The sequence below is a fragment of the Actinoplanes sp. NPDC051411 genome, assembly GCF_040682075.1.
In the GTDB taxonomy this organism is placed as follows: domain Bacteria; phylum Actinomycetota; class Actinomycetes; order Mycobacteriales; family Micromonosporaceae; genus Actinoplanes.
This window is the reverse complement of the sequence record NZ_JBFBAD010000169.1, coordinates 1-19,695: the sequence shown is the minus strand read 5'-3', so window position 1 is coordinate 19,695 and position 19,695 is coordinate 1. Positions and strand designations below refer to the sequence as shown.

Annotated in this window: 15 protein-coding genes and 1 pseudogene; 7 read left to right on the top strand and 9 right to left on the bottom strand. The window is 69.9% G+C overall.

Annotated elements, in window-relative coordinates; genetic code table 11:
* Positions 1 to 135: 135 nt before the first annotated feature.
* Positions 136 to 1,437, bottom strand: a complete 1,302-nt coding sequence (locus AB0M88_RS47760; protein WP_364113982.1) for a sugar ABC transporter substrate-binding protein — start codon at positions 1,435 to 1,437, stop codon at positions 136 to 138.
* A 150-nt stretch (positions 1,438 to 1,587) separates the two neighbouring features.
* On the opposite strand from AB0M88_RS47760, the gene AB0M88_RS47755 reads away from it, so the two are divergent.
* On the top strand, positions 1,588 to 2,400 hold the full coding sequence (locus AB0M88_RS47755) for an IclR family transcriptional regulator (RefSeq protein WP_364113980.1): 813 nt from the start codon (positions 1,588 to 1,590) through the stop codon (positions 2,398 to 2,400).
* A 1-nt stretch (position 2,401) separates the two neighbouring features.
* Here the strand turns inward: AB0M88_RS47755 and AB0M88_RS47750 are convergent, their stop codons facing one another.
* Positions 2,402 to 2,860, bottom strand: coding sequence for an HIT family protein (locus tag AB0M88_RS47750; protein WP_364113978.1), 459 nt, complete (start codon positions 2,858 to 2,860; stop codon positions 2,402 to 2,404).
* A 244-nt stretch (positions 2,861 to 3,104) separates the two neighbouring features.
* Complete coding sequence (locus AB0M88_RS47745; RefSeq protein ID WP_364113976.1) at positions 3,105 to 4,562, bottom strand: ROK family transcriptional regulator; 1,458 nt, start codon at positions 4,560 to 4,562, stop codon at positions 3,105 to 3,107.
* An 88-nt stretch (positions 4,563 to 4,650) separates the two neighbouring features.
* Here AB0M88_RS47745 and AB0M88_RS47740 point away from each other — a divergent pair, with 88 nt between their 5' ends.
* A complete protein-coding gene (locus AB0M88_RS47740) occupies positions 4,651 to 5,916 on the top strand; it encodes a YbiU family protein (RefSeq protein WP_364113974.1) in 1,266 nt (421 codons plus the stop codon).
* On the opposite strand, the gene AB0M88_RS47735 is transcribed toward AB0M88_RS47740, so the two are convergent.
* The 3 genes from AB0M88_RS47735 to AB0M88_RS47725 all read right to left on the bottom strand — a co-directional run bounded on the left by AB0M88_RS47735 (position 5,897) and on the right by AB0M88_RS47725 (position 12,629).
* Complete coding sequence (locus AB0M88_RS47735) at positions 5,897 to 9,937, bottom strand: beta-galactosidase (RefSeq protein WP_364113972.1); 4,041 nt, start codon at positions 9,935 to 9,937, stop codon at positions 5,897 to 5,899. The two genes, AB0M88_RS47740 and AB0M88_RS47735, sit on opposite strands and share 20 nt — an antisense overlap.
* Before the next feature lie 86 nt (positions 9,938 to 10,023).
* Positions 10,024 to 11,658, bottom strand: a complete 1,635-nt coding sequence (locus AB0M88_RS47730) for a GGDEF domain-containing protein (protein ID WP_364113970.1) — start codon at positions 11,656 to 11,658, stop codon at positions 10,024 to 10,026.
* Positions 11,659 to 11,759: 101 nt separating this feature from the next.
* Positions 11,760 to 12,629, bottom strand: coding sequence for a hypothetical protein (locus AB0M88_RS47725; RefSeq protein ID WP_364113968.1), 870 nt, complete (start codon positions 12,627 to 12,629; stop codon positions 11,760 to 11,762).
* A gap of 127 nt (positions 12,630 to 12,756) precedes the next feature.
* Between AB0M88_RS47725 and AB0M88_RS47720 the strand changes: the two genes are divergently transcribed.
* Positions 12,757 to 13,755, top strand: a complete 999-nt coding sequence (locus AB0M88_RS47720) for a right-handed parallel beta-helix repeat-containing protein (protein ID WP_364113966.1) — start codon at positions 12,757 to 12,759, stop codon at positions 13,753 to 13,755.
* Between the two features lie 532 nt (positions 13,756 to 14,287).
* On the opposite strand, the gene AB0M88_RS47715 is transcribed toward AB0M88_RS47720, so the two are convergent.
* Together AB0M88_RS47715 and AB0M88_RS47710 are read right to left on the bottom strand one after the other, a co-directional pair.
* Positions 14,288 to 15,184 carry an RNA polymerase sigma-70 factor gene (locus AB0M88_RS47715; protein ID WP_364113964.1) on the bottom strand — a complete coding sequence of 299 codons (897 nt, stop codon included), beginning with the start codon at positions 15,182 to 15,184 and terminating at the stop codon, positions 14,288 to 14,290.
* Positions 15,181 to 15,741, bottom strand: coding sequence for a carboxymuconolactone decarboxylase family protein (locus tag AB0M88_RS47710; protein WP_364113962.1), 561 nt, complete (start codon positions 15,739 to 15,741; stop codon positions 15,181 to 15,183). The genes AB0M88_RS47715 and AB0M88_RS47710 overlap by 4 nt, the downstream gene beginning before the upstream one ends.
* A gap of 152 nt (positions 15,742 to 15,893) precedes the next feature.
* Here AB0M88_RS47710 and AB0M88_RS47705 point away from each other — a divergent pair, with 152 nt between their 5' ends.
* From AB0M88_RS47705 to AB0M88_RS47690, 4 genes are read left to right on the top strand one after another with little or no spacing between them, the layout of a single operon-like run.
* Positions 15,894 to 16,391, top strand: a complete 498-nt coding sequence (locus tag AB0M88_RS47705) for a toxin-antitoxin system HicB family antitoxin (protein ID WP_364113960.1) — start codon at positions 15,894 to 15,896, stop codon at positions 16,389 to 16,391.
* A 26-nt stretch (positions 16,392 to 16,417) separates the two neighbouring features.
* Positions 16,418 to 17,263, top strand: a complete 846-nt coding sequence (locus AB0M88_RS47700; protein WP_364113958.1) for a DUF4097 family beta strand repeat-containing protein — start codon at positions 16,418 to 16,420, stop codon at positions 17,261 to 17,263.
* On the top strand, positions 17,260 to 18,186 hold the full coding sequence (locus tag AB0M88_RS47695) for an ATP-binding cassette domain-containing protein (protein WP_364113956.1): 927 nt from the start codon (positions 17,260 to 17,262) through the stop codon (positions 18,184 to 18,186). The genes AB0M88_RS47700 and AB0M88_RS47695 overlap by 4 nt, the downstream gene beginning before the upstream one ends.
* The gene (locus AB0M88_RS47690) at positions 18,183 to 18,968 is read left to right on the top strand and encodes an ABC transporter permease (RefSeq protein WP_364113954.1); all 786 of its coding nucleotides are present in this window, start codon (positions 18,183 to 18,185) and stop codon (positions 18,966 to 18,968) included. The genes AB0M88_RS47695 and AB0M88_RS47690 overlap by 4 nt, the downstream gene beginning before the upstream one ends.
* Before the next feature lie 217 nt (positions 18,969 to 19,185).
* Here the strand turns inward: AB0M88_RS47690 and AB0M88_RS47685 are convergent.
* Positions 19,186 to 19,605 (bottom strand): annotated as a pseudogene (locus AB0M88_RS47685) (GNAT family N-acetyltransferase); the annotation flags it as partial.
* Between the last annotated feature and the right edge of the window lie 90 nt (positions 19,606 to 19,695).

Genomic DNA, 19,695 nt, shown 5'->3' with positions numbered 1-19,695 from the left:
GCCTTGGCAACCTTCTCCGGGGTCGGCGCGGTCGGCGCGAGCGTCATGACCGCCTGCACCGAGCGGCACTCGCCGTCAGCTGCGGACGGCCTTGCCGGCGAGGGCCAGAACGGCATGGCATAGCCAGCTCAGCCATTACGCCTTGGCCCCTTGCTTGCTGAGCTCGTCGTTGAAGGTGCCGGCGAGCTTGTCGAGCTGGGACTTCACGTCCAGCGAGCAGTTGGACGCGATCGCGTTGAGCGTGTCGGCCGAGTCCTGGCGGAAGGGCGCCCAGTCCGGCACGGCGGGTGCGTAGTGCGCGTCCTGCTGCAGGAGCTGGCCGTAGAGCGTCCAGCGGGGGTCGTTGCGTACGGAATCGGTGTTGACCTTGCTGTTGACCGGTGACCGCACCACGTTGCCGTCGGTGTTGCCGGCCATGCCGATCGTCTGACCCTCGACCGAGGTGGCGAACTCGGCGAACTTGAGCTGCCCGGCCGGGTTCTTCGAGCCGGCCATCAGGTAGACGTTCTCGCCCTCGCCCAGAGTCGCCGGCCCGGTGCCCTGGGGACCGGCTGGAAGGGCGACGACCTCGTACTTGTCCTTGCCCAGGTTCTTGTCGAAGCGGGCCATGTTGTACGGCCCGGTCAGATAGATGCCGCCCTTGCCCGATTCGAACAGCGGGTGGGCGTCGGTCGTCTGCGCGGTGATCGAGCCCGGCACCACCGTCTTGTCGGTGCAGAACTGCTTCTTCAGCTCGTCGACGGCGGCCACCGACTGCGCGCTGTTGATCGCCGGGGTGTACGCGCCGGGCTTCCCGCTGAGGAAGTCGCCGCCGTTCGACCACAGCCAGGTCGAGAAGTACCACGACATGTAGCCGCGCTTGGTCGAACCGGGGATGACGTAGCCGTACGTGTCGGCCTTGCCGTCGCCGTCGGGGTCCTTCGTGGTGAAGGCCTTGGCCAGCGCGTCGAGGTCGGCCCAGCTCTTGGGCTCGGGCAGGCCGACCTTGGTGCGCCAGTCCTTGCGGATCAGCAGCGCGTACGACTGCAGCGAGAACGGCACGCCGTAGATCTTCCCGTCCGAGGCGGTCGCGGCCTGCCACGCCGACGCCGTGAGGTCGGCCGCGCCGGTGAACGTGCTCTTGTCGACCGGCGTGACGATCCCCTGCTTCACCAGCGTGCCGACCTGGTCGGTGTCGTTGATGACGATGTCGGGCAGGTGTTTCTGCGCCGCCGCCTGCTGAAGCTTGGTCTCGAAGTCGTCGAAGAGCGCGGTCACCTTGGCCGGGATGCCGGTTTCGGCGGTGAACTTCGCGGCCAGCTGGATATCGGTCTTCTCGGTATTGGAACCGGGCGGCTTGCGGACCCAGATCTGAAGCTCGGCCTTGGCGTCGGCCTTCGGCTTGTCGCTGCCGCAGGCCACCAGGCCGCCGGCCGCGATCACGGCGGCCACTGCCACCGCGAGCGCTCTCCTCCCAGCCACGTGCCTGCCTCCTGTCTACATATGTGGACTCAATTTGCGTGTGTGGAACGTGAGTAGGGACAAGCTAACCGCCGGTATGATGACCGTCAACACTGCAGAAACAATCGATCACGATGGTTGGGATCCATGCCCCGAGCCCGAATCTCCCTGCCCGAGCCCACATCGTCGGCCATCAATGACGCCTCGCCGGTCAAGTCGGCCGAGCGCACCGTGAAGATCCTCGAGACGCTGGCCGCCTCGCCGACCCGGCTGACCCTGTCCGAGCTGCAGGAACGCATGGGATACCCGCGCTCCAGCCTGCACGCGCTGGTCCGCACGCTGCGCGAGCTCAAATGGGTCGAGGCCGACGAGACCGGCTCGGCGTTCGGCGTCGGCCCGCACGCGCTGCTCTCCGGCACGGCCTACCTCGACCGCGACCCCGCGCTCCGCTTCGCGTACGAGACCCTCGAGGACCTGCGCACCGAGATCGGCTACACGATCCACTACGCCCGCCGCGACGACGCCCACGTGCTCTACCTGGCCAGCCGCGAATCCCGCGACACGGTCCGCCTGGTCCAGCGGGTCGGCCGCCGGCTGCCGGCCAACGTCACCGCGCTCGGCCAGGCACTCATGGCCGACCTGACCGAAGCCGAGATCGACGCCCTGCTCCCGGCCCAATTGGAAGGGCTGACGCCCAACAGCATCACGGACCGGGCGGCGTTGCACGCCGAGCTCGATGCCGTACGCAAGCGGGGCTGGGCCTTCGAACGGGAGCAGAACACCGAGGGCGTCGCCTGCGTCGCCGTAGCGGTCGGCTACCGCATCCCGGCCACCGACGCCATCTCCTGCTCGATGCCGGCCCACCTGGCCACCGGGGACCACCTCGACCAGGTCGTCGCCGCCGTCACCCGGCACACCGAGGCCCTGGCCCGCACCCTGCGCCGCGACGGCATCCGCTGACTCACCTCAGGCGCGAGCGCAACAGGTCGGCGTAACGTCGCCGTTCCTCCGTGTCGGCCAGGCCCGGCAGCGGGTCGTTACGGTGCAGGTCGTCGCCGGGATGCCGCGGAAACACGTGCACGTGGTAGTGCAAGACGGTCTGATTACCGGCCGGCTCGTTGTTCTGCCGGACCGTGATGCCCTGACACCCGTAGGCGTCCCGCATCGCGCCGGCGACGGCCCGAACCAGGTCGTGAACGGCGTAGCCGACCGGCGAGGGCAGGTCGTAGAGGTTCTCGTGGTGGGCCAGCGGAACGACGAGGGCGTGGCCGGGATTGTTGGGCCACCAGCGCGGGGCGACGAGCGTCATGGCAAGCTCGGTGCGCGCGACGTAGTCGGTGGCACGGCCGATGCCGATCGGGCGGCCGGCGGCCATCGAGCAGAACGGGCACTCGTAACGGGGCGGCTCATGAGAGGGCACGGCTGCACCTTAAAACCCCGACGCTCGCGGCGGCCGGCTCGTCGGCGAGGTGCGCGATAGGTCGCACGCTCCGCGCTCTCGTCACGCCGCGCGGGGTCCACGCCCCACCCCGCGTCCGGCCCGGCGAAGGGCCTCGCGCAGGATCAGCGGCAAAAGACGCGGATCGACGCGGCCCCCATGCCGTGGCGAGCAACCAGGTCGGCGAGAAGGCCGGGTGCACCGACAGCTGCCGGCTCGGCGAGCGTTAGCGCGAATCGACGATCTGGGCGCGCAGGCGGTCGAGGGCGTCCTGACGGGCGGCGGCCAGGGACGACTCGCCGGTGACCGCGCTGGCCCGGACCGGGAGCGGGCGCGGGGTGCCCGCGACCGCCGCGATGATCTCCACCAGCAGGGCGGGGCCCCAGGCGCCGCCGAGCACTATCTCGGCGGGGTCGGCCAGGGCCACGATCGCGGCGACGACGCCGGCGACCGCTTTGCCGATCGCCCTGCGGTCGGCGACGGGAGCGGCGAGCAGCCGGCCGACGTCGATCGCGCTCGAGTCGGGCCGGCGCAGGCCGAGAGCACGGAAGACCTCGATGAAGGGGGTCGCCCGGCCGTCTCTGCCCACGGTGAGAATGTGGGCGATCTCGCCGGCCAGGCCCGAGCGGCCGCGTTGCACCGAGCCGTCGCTCACGATCGCGCAGCCGAGCCCCTCGCCGAGGAACAGGTAGGCGAAGTCGGACGAGGCAGGCTCGGCGCGGGCCGCCCAGTTGACGTCGTTGTCGACCACGACCGGCCCGTCGACGTAGTCCGACAGCACCGCCACCGGGTCGAGCGAGCCGACGAGAAACGGCGCGTCCGGCAGCTGCACGAGACGACCCGTCGCCCGGTCGACCGGATCGGCGGCGCTCACCACAGCGAGCCGCGGTCGGACCGCAGAGAAGAACGCGGCCGCCGCAAACGAGCCCGATGACGGCGCACCGGACGAAGACTCGGTAGGCGCTTGCCCAACCGACGAAGACGCGCCCGACGCACGGCCACCGAACGAAGCCTCACCCGACGGAGACCAGCCCGGCGAACGGCCACCGAACGGAGCCTCACCCGATGGAGACGCGCCCGGCGAACGGCCGCCGGACACAGCCGGATCCGACACACCCGCGGTCGGCGGACGCTCGGCGAACGGGGCCTTGTCCGGCGAAGGGGCGCCTGTTGGCGACCGCTTCCCAGGGGACTGGGCCTCGGAAGGCGGTGCCGGGCGGGCCGGCGGCGGGGCCGGGGGTGTAGTCACGGCCGGGGCTGTTTTTTGCTGGGGCGTTACTCCGGGTGGCGTACCGAAGGAAAGGGTGACCGATTGCAGCGCCCTGACCACGGCGGCCGGGTGGGCCGGGCGGTCGATGGGCCGGGTGGCCCGGGCGAGGGTGTCGCCGTAGGCGTCGATGAGCTCGGCGGCGACGCCGGTCGGGGCGATGCCGATGACCAGGGCGGATCCGGGGTCGGCGAGCGCGTAGTACTGCCCGACGCGACCCTTGCCCCGGCCGCCGGGGGTGCGTTCGCCGGTGTCGGCGAGCAGGCCGCGTTCGGTCAGCCGCCGCACGCTCTCGCCGGCGGTCGGCTTGGAGACGCCGATCTCGGCGGCCAGCTCGGCGCGGGTGAGGCGGCGGTGGTGCAGGAGGGCGCGCAGCACCTGCTCGTCGGTCAGGGAGCGAACCGGGTTGGTCTCCACGCGCCGATTCTAGTCAAGGGGGTTGCCTAGAAAGAAGGCCGGGTCCTACGATGGCCGAGTAAAGGGGCCTTACTAGAAGGAGTCAGCGATGTTGCCGCACTGGGAGGAGACGCCGGCCGACCTGCCGGCCGCGATCCGCGAGATCAAGGCGGCGCTGCGCGAGCGCATCGCCGCCTCCGGGCGTTCGGTCGACGAGGTCTTCGCGGTCGTCGAGCGGCGCGTCCGCGCCGCCGCCGACGACATCGCGGCGGCGAAGGCTGACGGTCAGACGGTCTGGCCGGTTATCTCGTACGCCGATATCGCCGCCGGAACCGTGCCGCAATCCCAGCTCGACCTGTTGAAGCGCCGCGGCTGCCTGGTCGTTCGCGGCCACTTCGAGCGCGAGCAGGCCCTGCGGTGGGACCGGGAGATCGTCGACTACGTCGAGGGCAATCACTTCTTCGAGAACTACCGCGGCCCGGGCGACGACTTCTTCGGCAGCGTCGGCTCCAAGCCCGAGATCTACCCGATCTACTGGTCAACGGCCCAGATGGAAGCCCGTCAGAGCGTCCGCATGGCTAATGTCCAGTCCTTTCTGAACGCCCGGTGGAAGCACCAATCGGAAGGCCGGACCTGGTTCGACCCGGACCGCGACTCGCTCTACCCCGACCGCATCCGCCGCCGGCCCGAGGGCGCCGACTCGGCCGGGCTCGGCACCCACCTCGACCCGGGCACGCTCGACCTGTGGATGACCGCGGCCTATCAGAAGGCGTTCCGGCACCTGTTCGACGGCTCGGTCGAGCAGTACGACCCGTGGGACGCCGCCTACCGCACCGCCGGCCCGCAATATCCGGGTTCGACCATGTGCTCGGTCTTCCGCACGTTCCAGGGCTGGACCGCTCTGTCCGACATGGACCACGACCAGGGCGTGCTGCACACTGTGCCGATCCCCGAGGCGATGGCCTACCTGATGCTGCGCCCGCTGCTCGACGACGTGCCCGACGACGACATGTGCGGCGTCACGGTCAACCAGGTCTTCCCGGCCGGCAACAAGTGGCACCCCGACCTGATCGCGGCGCTCACCGGGATCCCCGACGTCAAGGCCGGCGACTCGGTCTGGTGGCACTGCGACATGATCCACAGCGTGGCCCCGGTGCAGGACCAGAAGGGCTGGGGCAACGTCATGTACATCCCGGCGGCACCGTGGTGCCCCCGCAACGAGACGTACGCCGCGAGCGTGCGCGAGGCGTTCCTGAGTGGCGCGAGCCCGAGCGACTTCCCGGCCGAGCACTACGAGAAGGACTGGCCCGACCGGTTCCAGCCGTCGCAGTTGAACGAGATCGGGCGGCGTGGGCTCAACTACACGTCAGCGTAGGCACCGCCCAGTCTCCGTGGTCGTTGCCGTTCCCGTCGCCGCCGTCCCCCACCACCAGTTCGAGAGCCTGCGCATTGGTGACGTCGAGGTCGATGGCGCTCGTCTGGCCCGAGCGCAGAACCGGAGTCGTGACCAGTGACCTGCCGTCGGCGAGCACCTGGAACGTCACCGTGCCGGCCCCGTTCTGCTCGTCGTCGACGCCGACGGTCGCCGTGAAGCTCGTGCACTTGCCGCCGAGGTAGACCTGGACGTCGCTGACCGAGTTGGTGCCGAGGCCCTTGGCGTAGGTCTGGCCCGCGATGGTGATCGGCTTGCCGTCGCCCGCCGCCTGCTCGCCGTTGCTGGTGTCGCGCTCGACCGGGCCCCAGCCGTTGGTGGCGCTCAGGAACGGCAGGTCACTGACCGCTACCGTGCCGCCCGGTGGTGGCGCATAGTCACCGACGATCCGTTCATCGGTGGCCGTCCGGCGGTGGCCGTTCAGCGTGTAGGAGACGGTCGCCTTCAGCGCGGCGGTCGGCGGTTGGGCGCCGGTCGGTGGCGTGACCTGCCAGGTGAAGGTCGCCGGCAGAGACCGGGCCGACACGGGCTGCGGGGCGCCGACCGTCCATCCGGCCGGCGCGGTCAGGGCCGGCGCGATCCTGGAGGCCGCGCGCGAGCCGGTCACCTCCGCCGTGGCGGTAAAGGGCGTGCCGGGCTGGACACTCGACGGCACCTGCAGGTCGACGACGACGCTCGGAGCGGTCGGCATCGCGTATTTCCGGGCGTCATAACCCGGACTGGCGACATCGGCCACCCTGAGGGACGACGCATAGCTGCCGTAACTGGTCAGCGACACCTGTCCGAGGCCGCCGGTCGAGCCGTCCAGATTCCAGACCGCGATGGCGATCGTGTTGCGCCCGTCGGTGCGCAGAATGCCGTTCGGAATCGGGAAGCTGTGCTGCGGTCCGAGGTAGTTGACGTAGTTGCCGAGCAGCCAGCCGTTCACGTAGAGCTCGGCCCGGTAGCGATGCGACGGGTCGTCGGCGATGGTCAGCCCGAGCGACGTGTCCTGCCGTTTCGGGAGGCGCAGATCGGCGGTCGTGCGGTACCAGGAAACGCCCGGCGTGGTCTCCCGGTTCGGCAGCGACACGGCATTCCAGCGGCGGTCGTCGAATCCGGGCAACTGCCAGCCGGCCCGCTCGCCGAACAGGCCGCCGGTCGCGAGCGGTCCGCGCACCGGGTCGATCAGGTTCTCGCGGCCGCGTACGCCCTGGAGCCGCCAGGTGATCGGCGCGGTCGGCGCGCCGATCAGCGAGGCACCGGTGAGGCCGCGGGCCGCTTTGTTGCCGTTGCTGGAGTTGTAGTCCTCCTCGTGGCCCATGTTGACCGTCAGCACTGAGACGACGTTGTCGCCGCTGGTCCGCAACGCGCCGGCCGGGAAGGTGAAATTGCCGCTGCCATTGGTCGAGCTGCCCAGGAAAACGCCGTTGAGCCAGGCCGAGAACGCCTGCGCACCGCCGCCGGAATCGGAGCTGAGATGGACGCCGGTGACGCCGGCCGAGGTCGGGAACCGGCCGCGATACCAGGTGCTGCCGGTGTGGAATCCGTAGTCGTCGGCGTAGAGGACCGGCAGCGAGCCGGGACCGGTGACGCTGAAGGTGGACGTCTTGTCGGCGACCGGCCAGGTCGAGTCGTCGAATCCGGGCTGCGCCTCCGGGGACTCGGCCTGGTGCTTCCAATCGGTCAGCGCGGGCAGGGAGATGGGCGCGGCGGTCGGGATGGTGCCCTTCGTGACGACGGAACCATTCCACAGGACCGTTTTCGCCGTGCTGAACACCTCGATGTCCGGGTCGGTCGCGTTGTCGCCGGTCAATGCGAGTACCCGGCCGCCGGCGGCGCTGGTCGCCGTTCGCAGCAGGTGCGTGCCGCGTACGAGCACCGGCCCGTTCGCGGTGTCCTGGCGCCAGAACGTCTCGGCGGTCGGCTTGTCGGCCAGCAGGAGGAGCAGCGGCCGCTGTCCGGCCGGCGTGATCGTGATTCTCGCCAGCCCGCTGTGGACGTAGTTGAGGCGAAGGTCGCCGGTCGCCGGATCCCAGGTCTGCTCGACCGCGCCCTCGACCTTCGGCTTCGCCGCGAAGCGCAGCACGGTCTCGCCGTCGGTGCCCGGGTCACCGTAGAGAACGGCCACGTCCTGCGACCCGATCGTGGCCTGCGTGAGCAGTTCCGACGTCGAATACTGCATCTGGGCCTGGCCGAGTTTCGCGTCGGCGACGATCACCTTGGAATCGCGGCCGTTCAAGGTGATCGCGGTTCCCGGCTTCTGCGGAACGGTCGGATAGACCGGCTCGGCCGTGGCCACTGCCGGAGGCAGGTCGATCGCGTCGACCGGGACGAAGTTGTCGGTCGATCCGGAAGCGTGCGTGCCGGTCACGACGATCTTCAGGGTGTGCGGCCCGTCGGCGAGACCCTTCGCCTGGAACAGAACGGCCTGGGCCGTCCCGCCGGAACAGTCCACGGTGGCCTGCTTGACCCCGTCGACATAGACGTCGGCGAACCCGTGATTGTTGGTCTTCGACCCGATCCACCGGATCGCGGTGCCGCTGAACGGGACGGTCAACGAATCCCCGGCGGCATTCGAGAACGACTCCGTGTTCTGATAATCGCTTCCGGTGTAGCTCTGGTTGGCCACGTGCGACCAGGCACCGGTGTATTGCAGGGCCGGATCCACGTCGTCATAGCTGTACGACGTGGTCGCCCGTGCGTTGAAGTCGATCGCGATGTGCGTCCGGTCGACCGCGGTCGACGTGGAGTCGTTGTGCCGCAACACGTGGAACTGGGCGCCGGTGTCCGGATTACGCCGGGCATTGTCGACGATCGCCGCGTCGTCGGGCGGAGTCGCCGAGATGCGGTCGGTCTTCGTCAGATCCGGCATCGACTGGGTCAGATAGCCGATCAGCTTGTCCTGGTAATACTTCGGATCCAGCTGCCGCGTCTCCCGGATCGCCGCGCCGTAGTCGTAGGACGTGTAGTTCTGCGGCTCGCCCAGCCAGCCCCAGTTGGTGCCGCCATAGGTCATGTAGAAACTCTGGGCGGTCGCCCCCACCGCGATGTTGTTCTTGTAGAACACGTTCGCGAACTGGTCGTTGATCAGCTGCGCGCACTTGTCGTAACCCGGCCCACCCCACGGGTCGAAAGCGCCGCCCTGGAATTCCGGCGTGTAGAGCGGCCGGCCCTCCGGATGGTCGTAACTGATGTCCGGCACGCCCCGCCACACGGTCGGATTCGAACAATCAAAACCCTGGGGGTACGAGTCGGGGCCGTCGATGTCGAGCTTTCCGACCCCGTCGTTGAACGTCCCGTTGTTGTTGCCGGTCAACGGGACCGTGATGCCGTCCGCCTTCGCTTTGTCCTCGAGGTGCTTCATGTACTGACGGCCGGCCGTGTCGCCGTTGTAGTACTCGTTCTCGACCTGGTAGGCGATGACCGATCCGGTGCCGTTGGTCAGCTGGTGGCGCGCGAGGATCCTGTCGATCCGGGTGAGCCATTCGTCGGCGTACGAAAGGAATTTGGGGTCATCCGTGCGGTTCTGTTCGTCCTTGGTGGTCAGCCAGCCGGGCAGCCCGCCGCCGTCGACCTCGGCGTTGATGTAGGGCGCCGGGCGGGCGATGACGTAGAGGCCGGCCTGCTGCGCCATGTCGAGCAGCAGGTCGACGTCGCGGACGCCGCTGAAGTCGTAGACCCCGGGGGCCGGCGAGTGGTAGCCCCAGTCGAAGTAGAGCGAGGTGGAGTTGAAGCCGGCCGCCTTCATCTTCTGGAAGATGTCGAGCCACAGGCTGGGGCTCGGCAACCGGAAGTAATGGAACTCCCCTGACCACAGGTAGGTCCGCTTCCCGTCGACCATGAACGAGTAACCGTCGAAGGTCACCGCGTGTGCGGCTTTCGCCGGCTTCGCCGCCGCCGGCTTCTCGGCCGCCCGGGCGGGAAGCGGCGCGACGAGAAGAACCAGAAGGAGACCGACCAACGCCCGGAGCCAACGACCCATCGACGCCCCCACCCACGAGTGAACACACACCGACAATGTCGAACGATATCTTTCGATATCGACCGCCACAAGTGCGCGGCGACCGCCTAGAAGTTGTACGCGGCGACGGCGCGGCCACGGCCGGCCGCCTTGGCGCGGTAGAGGTTGTCGTCGGCCGCGCGCATCAGGCTGTCGACCTCGCGCGCCGGGCCGGCCGCCTGCCCCGCGCTCACCCCGACCCGCAACCCGGCCGCGATCTCCTCCCACGCGTGCAGGTTGACCGCGGTGATCACGTCGGCGGCGATCGGGGGCGCGTCCTGCCCCGGTGGAAGGTCGACGAGGAGCATGAACTCGTCCCCGCCGAGGCGTACGGCAAGATCGGTGGCGCGGATAGCGCCCTGCAGAATCGCACCGATCACCCGGAGCACGTCGTCGCCGACACCGTGGCCGAAAGTGTCGTTGACCGCCTTGAAATGATCCACATCGACCAGCACCACCGCCAGCCGCTCACGGGGCTCCCGGCGCCGCAGCCGGGCCAGATGGCGCGTCTCGGCGTGCCGGTTGGCGACACCGGTCAGGGCATCGACGTACGCCTGGCGGTTGAGCTGCTCGCCCTGCCGCAGCATGCGGGCCGCCGCGAGGCGGGTGCGGACCGCGCCGAGCACGGCCAGCCGGGTGTTCCAGCGCAGCTCGGCGAGGTGGTGCGCCCAGCGCAGCGCGGCCACGTCCGCCGAGTGGGAGGCGGCCAGGCTCATCGCGAGCGTGCGGACGCTCGGCTTGTAGTCGTCGAGCAGGCTCAGCGCCTGCTCGGCCAGCGCCGCCGCCTCGGCGAAATCGTCGCGGTCGTGGTGGCCGACCGCGGCGGCCAGCAGCAGACAGGCGCGGTAGCCGGGCCAGGTGCTCTCGGACAGGCCGGCGAAATGCCCCTGATCGACCGCGGTCGGACCGCCGGGCAGATCGGGAACGCCGGCGATCACGTCGAGGAGGCGTTCCAGGGCGAGCATCTCGATCGCCCACATGCCGGGCAGGTCGGCCCGCTCGGCCTTCGTCGGCCGGGCCGCGTCGGCGGCGACCCCGCGGGCCCGGTTACGGTCGCCGACCTCCAGGAGTGCGCAGGCCAGGGCGGCCGCACCCTCGAGCCGGTTGACGACGAGCACCCGGCGGGTCATCGTGCGGACCCCGGCGACCTTGGCCGGGAGCGGAAGGTCGAGCGAGGCGGCGGCCCGCGCGTACATCTCCTCCTCCAGCTCCCACAGGTCGAGCCGGTGGAAGGCCTGCCCGCACTCGACATAGGCCGCCTGCAGGTCGACGGCGCGCACACCGAGGCTGCCGTCCTCGGAGAAGAACGCGTCGTCGAGCATCGCGACCGCCCGGGCCAGCAGATCGGTCGAATCTTCGCCCGGTTCGTCGGAGTGTGCGTCCATCAGGAAGAGGGCCCTCGCCGACAGCGCGAGACCGATCAGAACCTCGTCGGTGGTGGCCTGAGCCGCCCCGACCATGGCGTCGGACGCGTCCCGGAGCGCCCCGAGGTCAGCACCCTGAAGACTGCGGAACAACAGCCGGCTGTGCAGGAGCGTCACCAGCACCTCACCCCAGCCGGCGACCTCGGCCTCGTCGATCAGCCGCTCGAGCAGCTCCGGACGGGGCGCCACCTGCGTCTGCTCGATCAGGGCGTACGCCAGCAACCGCGCGGAAAGCCGGTCCGGCGGCAAGCCGGCGACCTCCGCCCGGTCGATGGACACGTCACTGATCATGCAGAGAGCCCCATCACGGCGGGGAGTTTGGCCTGGTCTTTTCTAACAGATCGTGCCCAGGCGAGCACCGCCTTCCCCCTACCGCTGCCTCAATGCCCATCGGCCCGCACCCGCTTGGACGCGTCGAACTCGGGTAGCGAGCGCGGCACCATCACAGTGCACGTGGACCGGCCGCATTCGCAGGCGAACGGCCATGCCTCCGGCAATTCGGCCGTCCGGTGCGAGGACGCCAGCCAGCTGCGGATGTTGTCGGCGACGATCCGGTTCTCCCAGCGCCGGGCCGCGGAAACGCCGGGGCGGGGGCCGGGCTCGGGCAGGCCGGTGATCTCGTCGGCGATCTCCTCCGGCTTGCGGCTGCCGTCGACCAGGATCACCGGGAAACCTCTCGCCCGGGCGAGGACGACAACCCGCTCGCCGTAAAGACGATCCTTCTCGATCCGGTTGGCCAGCGCGCGGGGCGGATCGGCGGTCGCCGGGAGCGGCCGCTGGGCGAGGACGTCACGCTGCCATTCGGCGGTGCCGACGAGGAAGTACGCGCGGTCGCCGGGCGGGATCAGATCGGGGAGAACCTGAGGGCCTTCGACGATCACGGGAGGGTCGGGCGGCAGGGCGTCGAGATCGGCGAGGACGAGTGGCCATCGCTTGCGGGTCAGGGCCTCGAAGTCGGCCGCCTGCTCGGCCGGGGTCATGCCGAGCCACTGCTCGTCGGGGCTGGGTTCGTCGGCGCCGTTTTCGTCGGCGCTGCGCTCGCCGGGGCCGGCGTCGCCGGCGCTCGGGTTGCCGGTGCTCGGGTTGCCGGCGCTGGGATCGTCGGCCGGCTTGCGGAGGCGGCGGACGTGCGAATACCAGAACGCGTCGATCGGGAAGACGCGCAGCCCATGACGGGCGGCCAAAATGCGTGTGACGGTCGTTTTGCCCGAGCCGGTGCTGCCGCCGATCCAGACCGTCGCCCTCGCCATCCGGTGACGCTAGCACTCTTGACGGAATCGATACAGGTCGATATGTTGCCGCTGAGGTAAGCGCTTTCCTGTCCTCCCAGGGACCGCTCCCCCCGGTTCTGGGCCCGTCCTCGACCAGGAGGTCCAGTTGTCCAGCATCTTCGGCCTGTCCGGTGCGAAACGCGTCGCCCTCGGCGCGATCGCCGCGACCGCCTTCGCGACCCTCGCCTACGCGCCGGCCGCCCACGCCGCCACTTTCAACCAGGAGGGCTGGTCGACCCAGGCCGGCGGCACCTCCGGCGGTTCGGCGAGCACGACCGTGACGGTGACCAGCCTGTCGGCGCTGACCAGCGCGGTCGGCTCCAGCACCTCCGAGACGATCAACGTCAACGGCAACTTCAGCTGCTCCTCCGACGTGACCGTGACGTCCAACAAGACCGTCATCGGCGTCGGCTCCAGCTCCGGCCTCACCGGCTGCGGGCTGAAAATCAAGGGCGTCAACAACGTCATCGTCCGCAACTTGAAGATCGCCAAGGTGCTGGCCGGCAACGGCAACGGCGACGCCATCCACGTCGAGAAGTCGACCCACATCTGGATCGACCACAACGACCTGTCAAGCGACACGTCCCACGGCACCGACTACTACGACGGCCTGATCGACATCACCCACGCCGCCGACTACATCACCGTGTCCTGGAACTACGAGCACGACCACATCAAGTGCGACCTGCTCGGCCACAGCGACGACAACGCGTCCGAGGACACCGGCCACCTGCGCGTGACCTTCCACCACAACTACTTCCGCAACTGCGACCAGCGCGGCCCGCGCGTCCGCTTCGGCAACCCGGTGCACGTCTACAACAACTACTACTACAACAGCGGCACCTACGGCATCGCCTCAACCTGCAACGCCGGCGTCTACGTCGAGCGCAACTACTTCGAGAACACCCCCAACACCGTCGTCACCCAGACCGGCGACTCCCCGGCCGGCAACGTCAAGCTCCTCAACAACTACCTGGTCAACTCCGGCACTCCCCAAACCCGCAACGGCGCCAGCGTCGCCGCGATCCCCTACCCCTACACAGTCGACGCCAACAACAGCGTCAAATCGATCGTCACAGCAAGCGCCGGCACCGGCAAAATCTGACAACCCACCTTCTCCGGCCCGGCACCGTTCCACCGCGGTGCCGGCCCGGCGGTCCCCCGCCGGCTCCTTCCCGTACGCCGCAGCCCCCACCCAACCAGCCACCCCACTCGACGCCCGTCCCGCTCCGTCCACACTCGACGGCTGTAGGCCCGCCTCCCGCCCCGCCAAGCCCCGGCTCGGCTGGTGGTGGGACAGTGGGTGTGGATTTGCGGCGCCAGGGCGAAGGGGTGCCGTCGTCCCGCCGCCGTTCCTCCGCTGCTCGCCAGCGTCAGCTGTCGTCGCGCCAGCCCAGCCGCTGCGGTCCGCCCACCGCCGAGGCCCCGACCTTCGTCGCACTCAGCCGGGGAGGACTGGCTCTCCTCACGCCATTGGAGCGCGCGGCCAGCGAGCTGGTGGTGGTGCACACGCCGGAGCCGGGCGCACGCCAGTCCCGGGCCCACGCCAGTCCCGGGCCCACGCCAGTCCCGGGCCCACGCCAGCGCCGGGCGCACGCCGGAGCCGGGCACGCCGGAGCCGGGCGCACGCCGGTGGTTCAGTGGCGGCCTCCCTGCGGTGCGCGGGTGAGCGCGGCCTCGGTGGTGAGCCGTTCCAGTTTGCCGGGGTTGGCGACCGCGTACATCCGTTTGATCTGGCCGTGCTCGACGGCGAGGCCGACCGCCGCGACCACGGCATGGTCGTCGCCCAGGAGAACGAAGCCCGGGGCGCCGTTGAGCCAGGCCGCGGCGCCCACCACGTCGCGAGCGCCGCGCGACGTCAGGAAACGGACCAGCCGTTCGGCGCCGCTGATCGGCTTGCGGGCCGCGCCGGCCAGGCCGCCGCCGTCGGAGACCAGCACGACGTCGGGTGCCAGCACGTCCATCAGACCCTGCACGTCGCCCGTGGACAGCGCGGCCAGGAACCGGTCGACCACCTCGCGCTGCTCGGCCTGGCTCACCTGGCTGCGCGGTCGCCGGGCCGCGACGTGCTGCCGGGCTCGATGGGCGATCTGGCGCACCGCCGGTTCGGACTTGCCGACCGCCTCGGCGATCTCCTCATAGGGCACGTCGAACACTTCGCGCAGCAAGAAGACCGCCCGCTCGGCCGGGAACAGCGTCTCGAGCACGGTCAGCATCGCCATCGAGACGCTCTCGGCCAGCTCGACGTCTTCGGCCACATCGGGGCTGGTCAGCAGGGGCTCGGGCAGCCAGGGCCCGATGTAGTCTTCCCGCCGGCGAGCCACGGTGCGCAGCCGGTTGAGAGCCTGCCGCGTCACGATGCGCACCAGATACGTACGCGGGTCGCGCACCTCGCCGCGAGCGGCGTCGCCCAGCCCGGCCCACCGCAACCAGGTCTCCTGCACGACGTCTTCGGCGTCGGCCGCCGATCCGAGCATCTCGTAAGCCACTGTGAAGAGCAGTCCTCGGTGCCCCACGAACGGGTCGTCGCTCATGCCCGCGACACCACGCACGAGTCGGAGAAGCCCTGCGAGCTTATGCCGAGCGCGGTGTTGCCGCGGGCCGTCAGGTTGGCCACCGCCACGATCATGGTCAGCTCCACCAGGGCCGCCGGGCCGAGTGCGGCGAGCAGCCGCGCCGACAACTCATCGGTCACCTCCGGCGGCGTCGCGGTCATCGCCTCGGCATAGGCCAGGACATCGCGCTCGAGCGGCGTGAACAACTCCGACGCACGCCATCGTGGCACCGCTTGTGCCTTGACCATGTCGAGTCCGCTGTTGTGCGCCTGGAAGTAACCGAAGTCGAGGCAGAAGCTGCACCCCGCCATGGTCGCGACCGCGAGGTGCGCGAACGACTTCAGGTTTTCGTCGCACTGGTCCCACCTCTTCGTCTGTCGCACGATGCTGAAGCCGAAGTTGAGGATCTTGCGGTTGTGCCACGCCACTTCGACCGGCTCCGCCACCTCTCCCAGCATTCTGCGCGACATCCGCTTGACGATCGCCCCGTAGACGCCGGTCGGTTCGGCCCTCGGTATGCGGGTGTGCCCAGCCATGACTTCCTCCGCTCGTAGGAATCGCTCGGGCATCAAGACACCGGCCCCGGCCGGTGTGTGACAGGCGTTCGGGCTTCTTTTTGAGCCAGCCATGGCTCACATCTGAGCCAGATCCGCTTGCGATGATGCCATCGTGGTGCCAATATGGCGCCATGGATCTGATGCCCTACGTCGAACTGGTGAGACGGGAGCTCGCGATCGCCGCCGAGGCCGGTGGAGATGAGGCGCGGGCGCTGGCCGAGCGCCTCACCGCGCCGCTCGAGTCAGCGATCCGGCTGACGCTGATGGAGGCCTTGGCGGCAGCCGGCGCCGAGATCACCCGCGAGATGGCGCCGGGCTCGGTTTGGGTCCGGCTCAACGGTCGCGACCCCGATTTCGTCGTGACCCTTCCGTCTCCTCCGGCCGCGCCATCGCCGGAGCCCGAGCCCGAGCCCGAGCCCATGGTGATCGACGAGAAGAGCGCGACCGCGCGCATCAACCTGCGCCTGCCCGAGGAGACCAAGGCCCGGGTCGAGGAGGCGGCCGCCCGTGAGCACGTCTCGGTCAACTCCTGGCTGGTGCATGCGGCGACCGCGGCCCTTCCCGGCCAGCGCAAGTCGACCGGTCGCACCCACGGCGGAGGCGACAGCTTCCAGGGCTGGGCCCGATGACTGCCGCACCGACGAGGAGGAGCACGATGCCGACATTCGACACCCCCGGGCCGATCACCGCCCGACTCCAGTTCAGCATGGTGATCGCCAACGTGCGGATCACCGCCGAACCGCGCATTGACACCGTGCTCGAGGTGACGCCGGTCGACCCCGGCCGGAAGGCCGACGTCCGGGTCGCCGAGCAGACCAAGATCGAGTTCGCCGGCGGCGTGCTGACCGCCCGCGCGCCCCGGCTCGGCTCGCTGCTCACCCGCACCGGCGCGGTCGACGTCCGCCTCCGGTTGCCCGAGGGCTCGAGTCTCATAGGCGAGACCGCCATGGGCGAAATAGTCACCGAGGGCTCGCTCGGTGAGGTGCGGTTACGGACGGCGTACGGCGACGTGCACATCGCGAAGGCCGAGAAGCTTCACCTGCGATGCTCGAGCGGCGACGTGACAGTGGTCGAAGCCGGATCGGCCGAGGTCGTGGCCAGCAACGGCGGGGTCGACATCGGCCGGGTCGACGGGCCGGTCAAAGTCAGCAACAGCAACGGCGGCAGCCGCATCGGTGAGGCCACCGGCGAGATCCAGGTCGACGGGGCCAACGGGGTGGTGACCATCGACCGGGCGCTCGGCGACGTGGTGGCGCGCAATGCCAACGGGCGGATCGAGATCGGCGAGGTGGTCCGGGGAACGGTGACGATGACGACCGCGGCCGGCTCGCTCGAGGTCGGCGTGCGGCAGGGCAGCGCGGCCTGGCTCGACCTCAACACCACGGCCGGCCAGGTGCGCAACGAACTGCTGACCGGCGGAGCACCGGCCGACGGGGAGAACTCGGTCACGATCAAGGCGCGCACCCACGTCGGCAACATCGTCGTCCGGAGGGCGGGATGAACGCGGTCGAGGTGGTCGCGCTGACCAAGGCGTACGGGAAGAAGGTCGTCCTCGACGGCCTCGACCTGATCGTGCCGGCCGGGACGGTGTTCGCGCTGCTCGGACCGAACGGCGCCGGGAAGACCACCGCGGTCAACATCATGTCGACGCTGATCCGCCCCGATTCCGGCCGCGCGTGGGTGGCCGGGCACGACGTCGCGCGCGAGCCCGACGCGGTGCGCGACGCGATCGCGCTGACCGGCCAGTTCGTGGCGGTCGACGGGCTGTTCACCGGCGAGGAAAACCTCCGGCTGATGGCCGACCTGCGACATCTGCCGCCGGCCGCCGGCCGGCAGCGGACCGCCGAGCTGATCGAGCGGTTCGACCTCGGCGAGGTCGCGCGCAAGCCGGTGATGACCTGGTCGGGCGGCATGCGGCGGCGGCTCGACCTGGCGATGACGCTCGTCGGCTCACCTCGGGTGATCTTCCTCGATGAGCCGACGACCGGACTCGACCCGCGCAGCCGTCGGGCCGTCTGGGAGATGATCCGCGACCTGGTGCAGGGCGGGGTGACGCTGTTCCTGACCACGCAATATCTGGAGGAGGCCGACCAGCTGGCCGACCGGATCGCCCTGCTCGACCACGGCCGGGTCGTCGCCTCGGGGACTCCGGAGGAGCTCAAGCGGCTGGTGCCGGGCGGCCACGTGGAACTGCGGTTCGCCTCGCCGGCCGACCTCGACCGCGCCGCGGCGCTCCTGCCGTCGGCCTCACCGGAGCCGTCCAAGCTAGCGCTGCGCGTTCCCGGCGAGGCGACACCGGCCGAGCTGCGCGACCTGCTCAACCGGCTCGGCGAGGTGACCGCCTCTCAGGTCAGCCTGCACTCCCCCGACCTCGACGACGTGTTCCTGACGCTGACCGGCCGACCCGAGGAGGTCGTGCGATGACCACAATGACGTACGCGGTCCGCGACACCCGCACCATGCTGCGGCGCAACCTCCGCCGAATGCGGCGCTACCCGACGATGACGATGATGTTGATCGGGATGCCGGTCGTCTTCCTGCTCCTGTTCGTGTTCGTCCTGGGCGGCACGCTCGGCGCCGGTCTCACGCCGGGCGGCGGCCGCGCGCAGTACGCCGACTACGTGACGCCCGGCATCCTGCTGCTCAGCATCGCCAGCAGCGCCGCCGGCACCGCGACCACAATCGCGATGGATATCACCGAGGGCATCATCGCCCGCTTCAAGACCATGGCGATCTTCCGCCCGTCGGTGCTGACCGGCCACGTCACCGCGAACGTCCTGCAGACGATGTTCGGCGTGATCGTCCTGGTCGCGGTTGGCCTGGCGGTCGGCTTCCGCCCCACCGCGACACCTGTGGAGTGGCTCGCCGCGCTCGGCCTCCTGCTCGCCGTGACGATCGCGATCACCTGGCTGGCGGTCGCCAGCGGCCTGGCCGCCAAGACCGTCGAGACGGCGAGCAACTGGCCGCTGCTGCTCCTGCTCTTCCCGTTCCTGGGCAGCGGGTTCGTGCCGGCTTCCTCGATGCCGGCGGGGCTGCGCTGGTTCGCGGAATACCAGCCGTTCACGCCCATGATGGAAACCCTGCGCGGCCTGCTGCTCGGCACGGGCGTCGGCCGCAACGGCTGGCTCGCGCTCGCGTGGTGCCTGGTGCTGACCGCGGTCGGCTACGTCTGGGCGCGCAGGCTTTACAACCGGGACCCGCGCTAAGACGGCACCCGTTGGCTTCTTGCGGCGGCCAGAGCGGACGGCGGCAGACGGCGGCCGGGGCAGACCGACGGTGGTGGCGGCAGACCGACGGTGGTGGCGGCGGACCGGTTTGCCGCGGGCCATATACGACGGCCTCTTCCCGCGCGCCCCGGACGACGTTGCTTCTGATCCGGCGCTCCGGAGGCCACCGCGCCATAGCTGCCGGCGGTCCGTCGCCCTACCGCTCCAGCCGAAGGTCGATGAATGGGATCGTGTCGCCGGGAAGGAGGTAGCGGTCGAACTCTACGAAACCGCGTTTGTGGGCGAAGGCCAATCCATCCTCATTGGACGCCAGGATGACTGTCACGACCGATTCCGCGCCGAGGTCGTGCGCCGCCCCCAGCGCCCGGTCGAAGATCTCGGTGCCGTGGCCGCGGCGTCGGTACTCGGGGCGCACGCGTGCGATTACCGTCGCGGCGCCGTCGGTGGGCGGGCGGACGGTTGAGCAGCCGACCGGTACGCCGTCGGCGTAGGCGACTTCGAGATGGTTGCGGGCGGCGCGTTCCTCGACGTCAGACTTCGACAGCGGACTTGTCGGGATGATCAGGTTGTGGATTTCCCGCCAGTGCTCCCGCACCTCAACCGGGCGGCCGCGTACGGGTACGACTCGGCGAGTTCGATCCGGCGAACCCGTACGACCACGTCACCAGCGACGTCATCAATTCCCCCGAGCACCAGGAACTGGCCC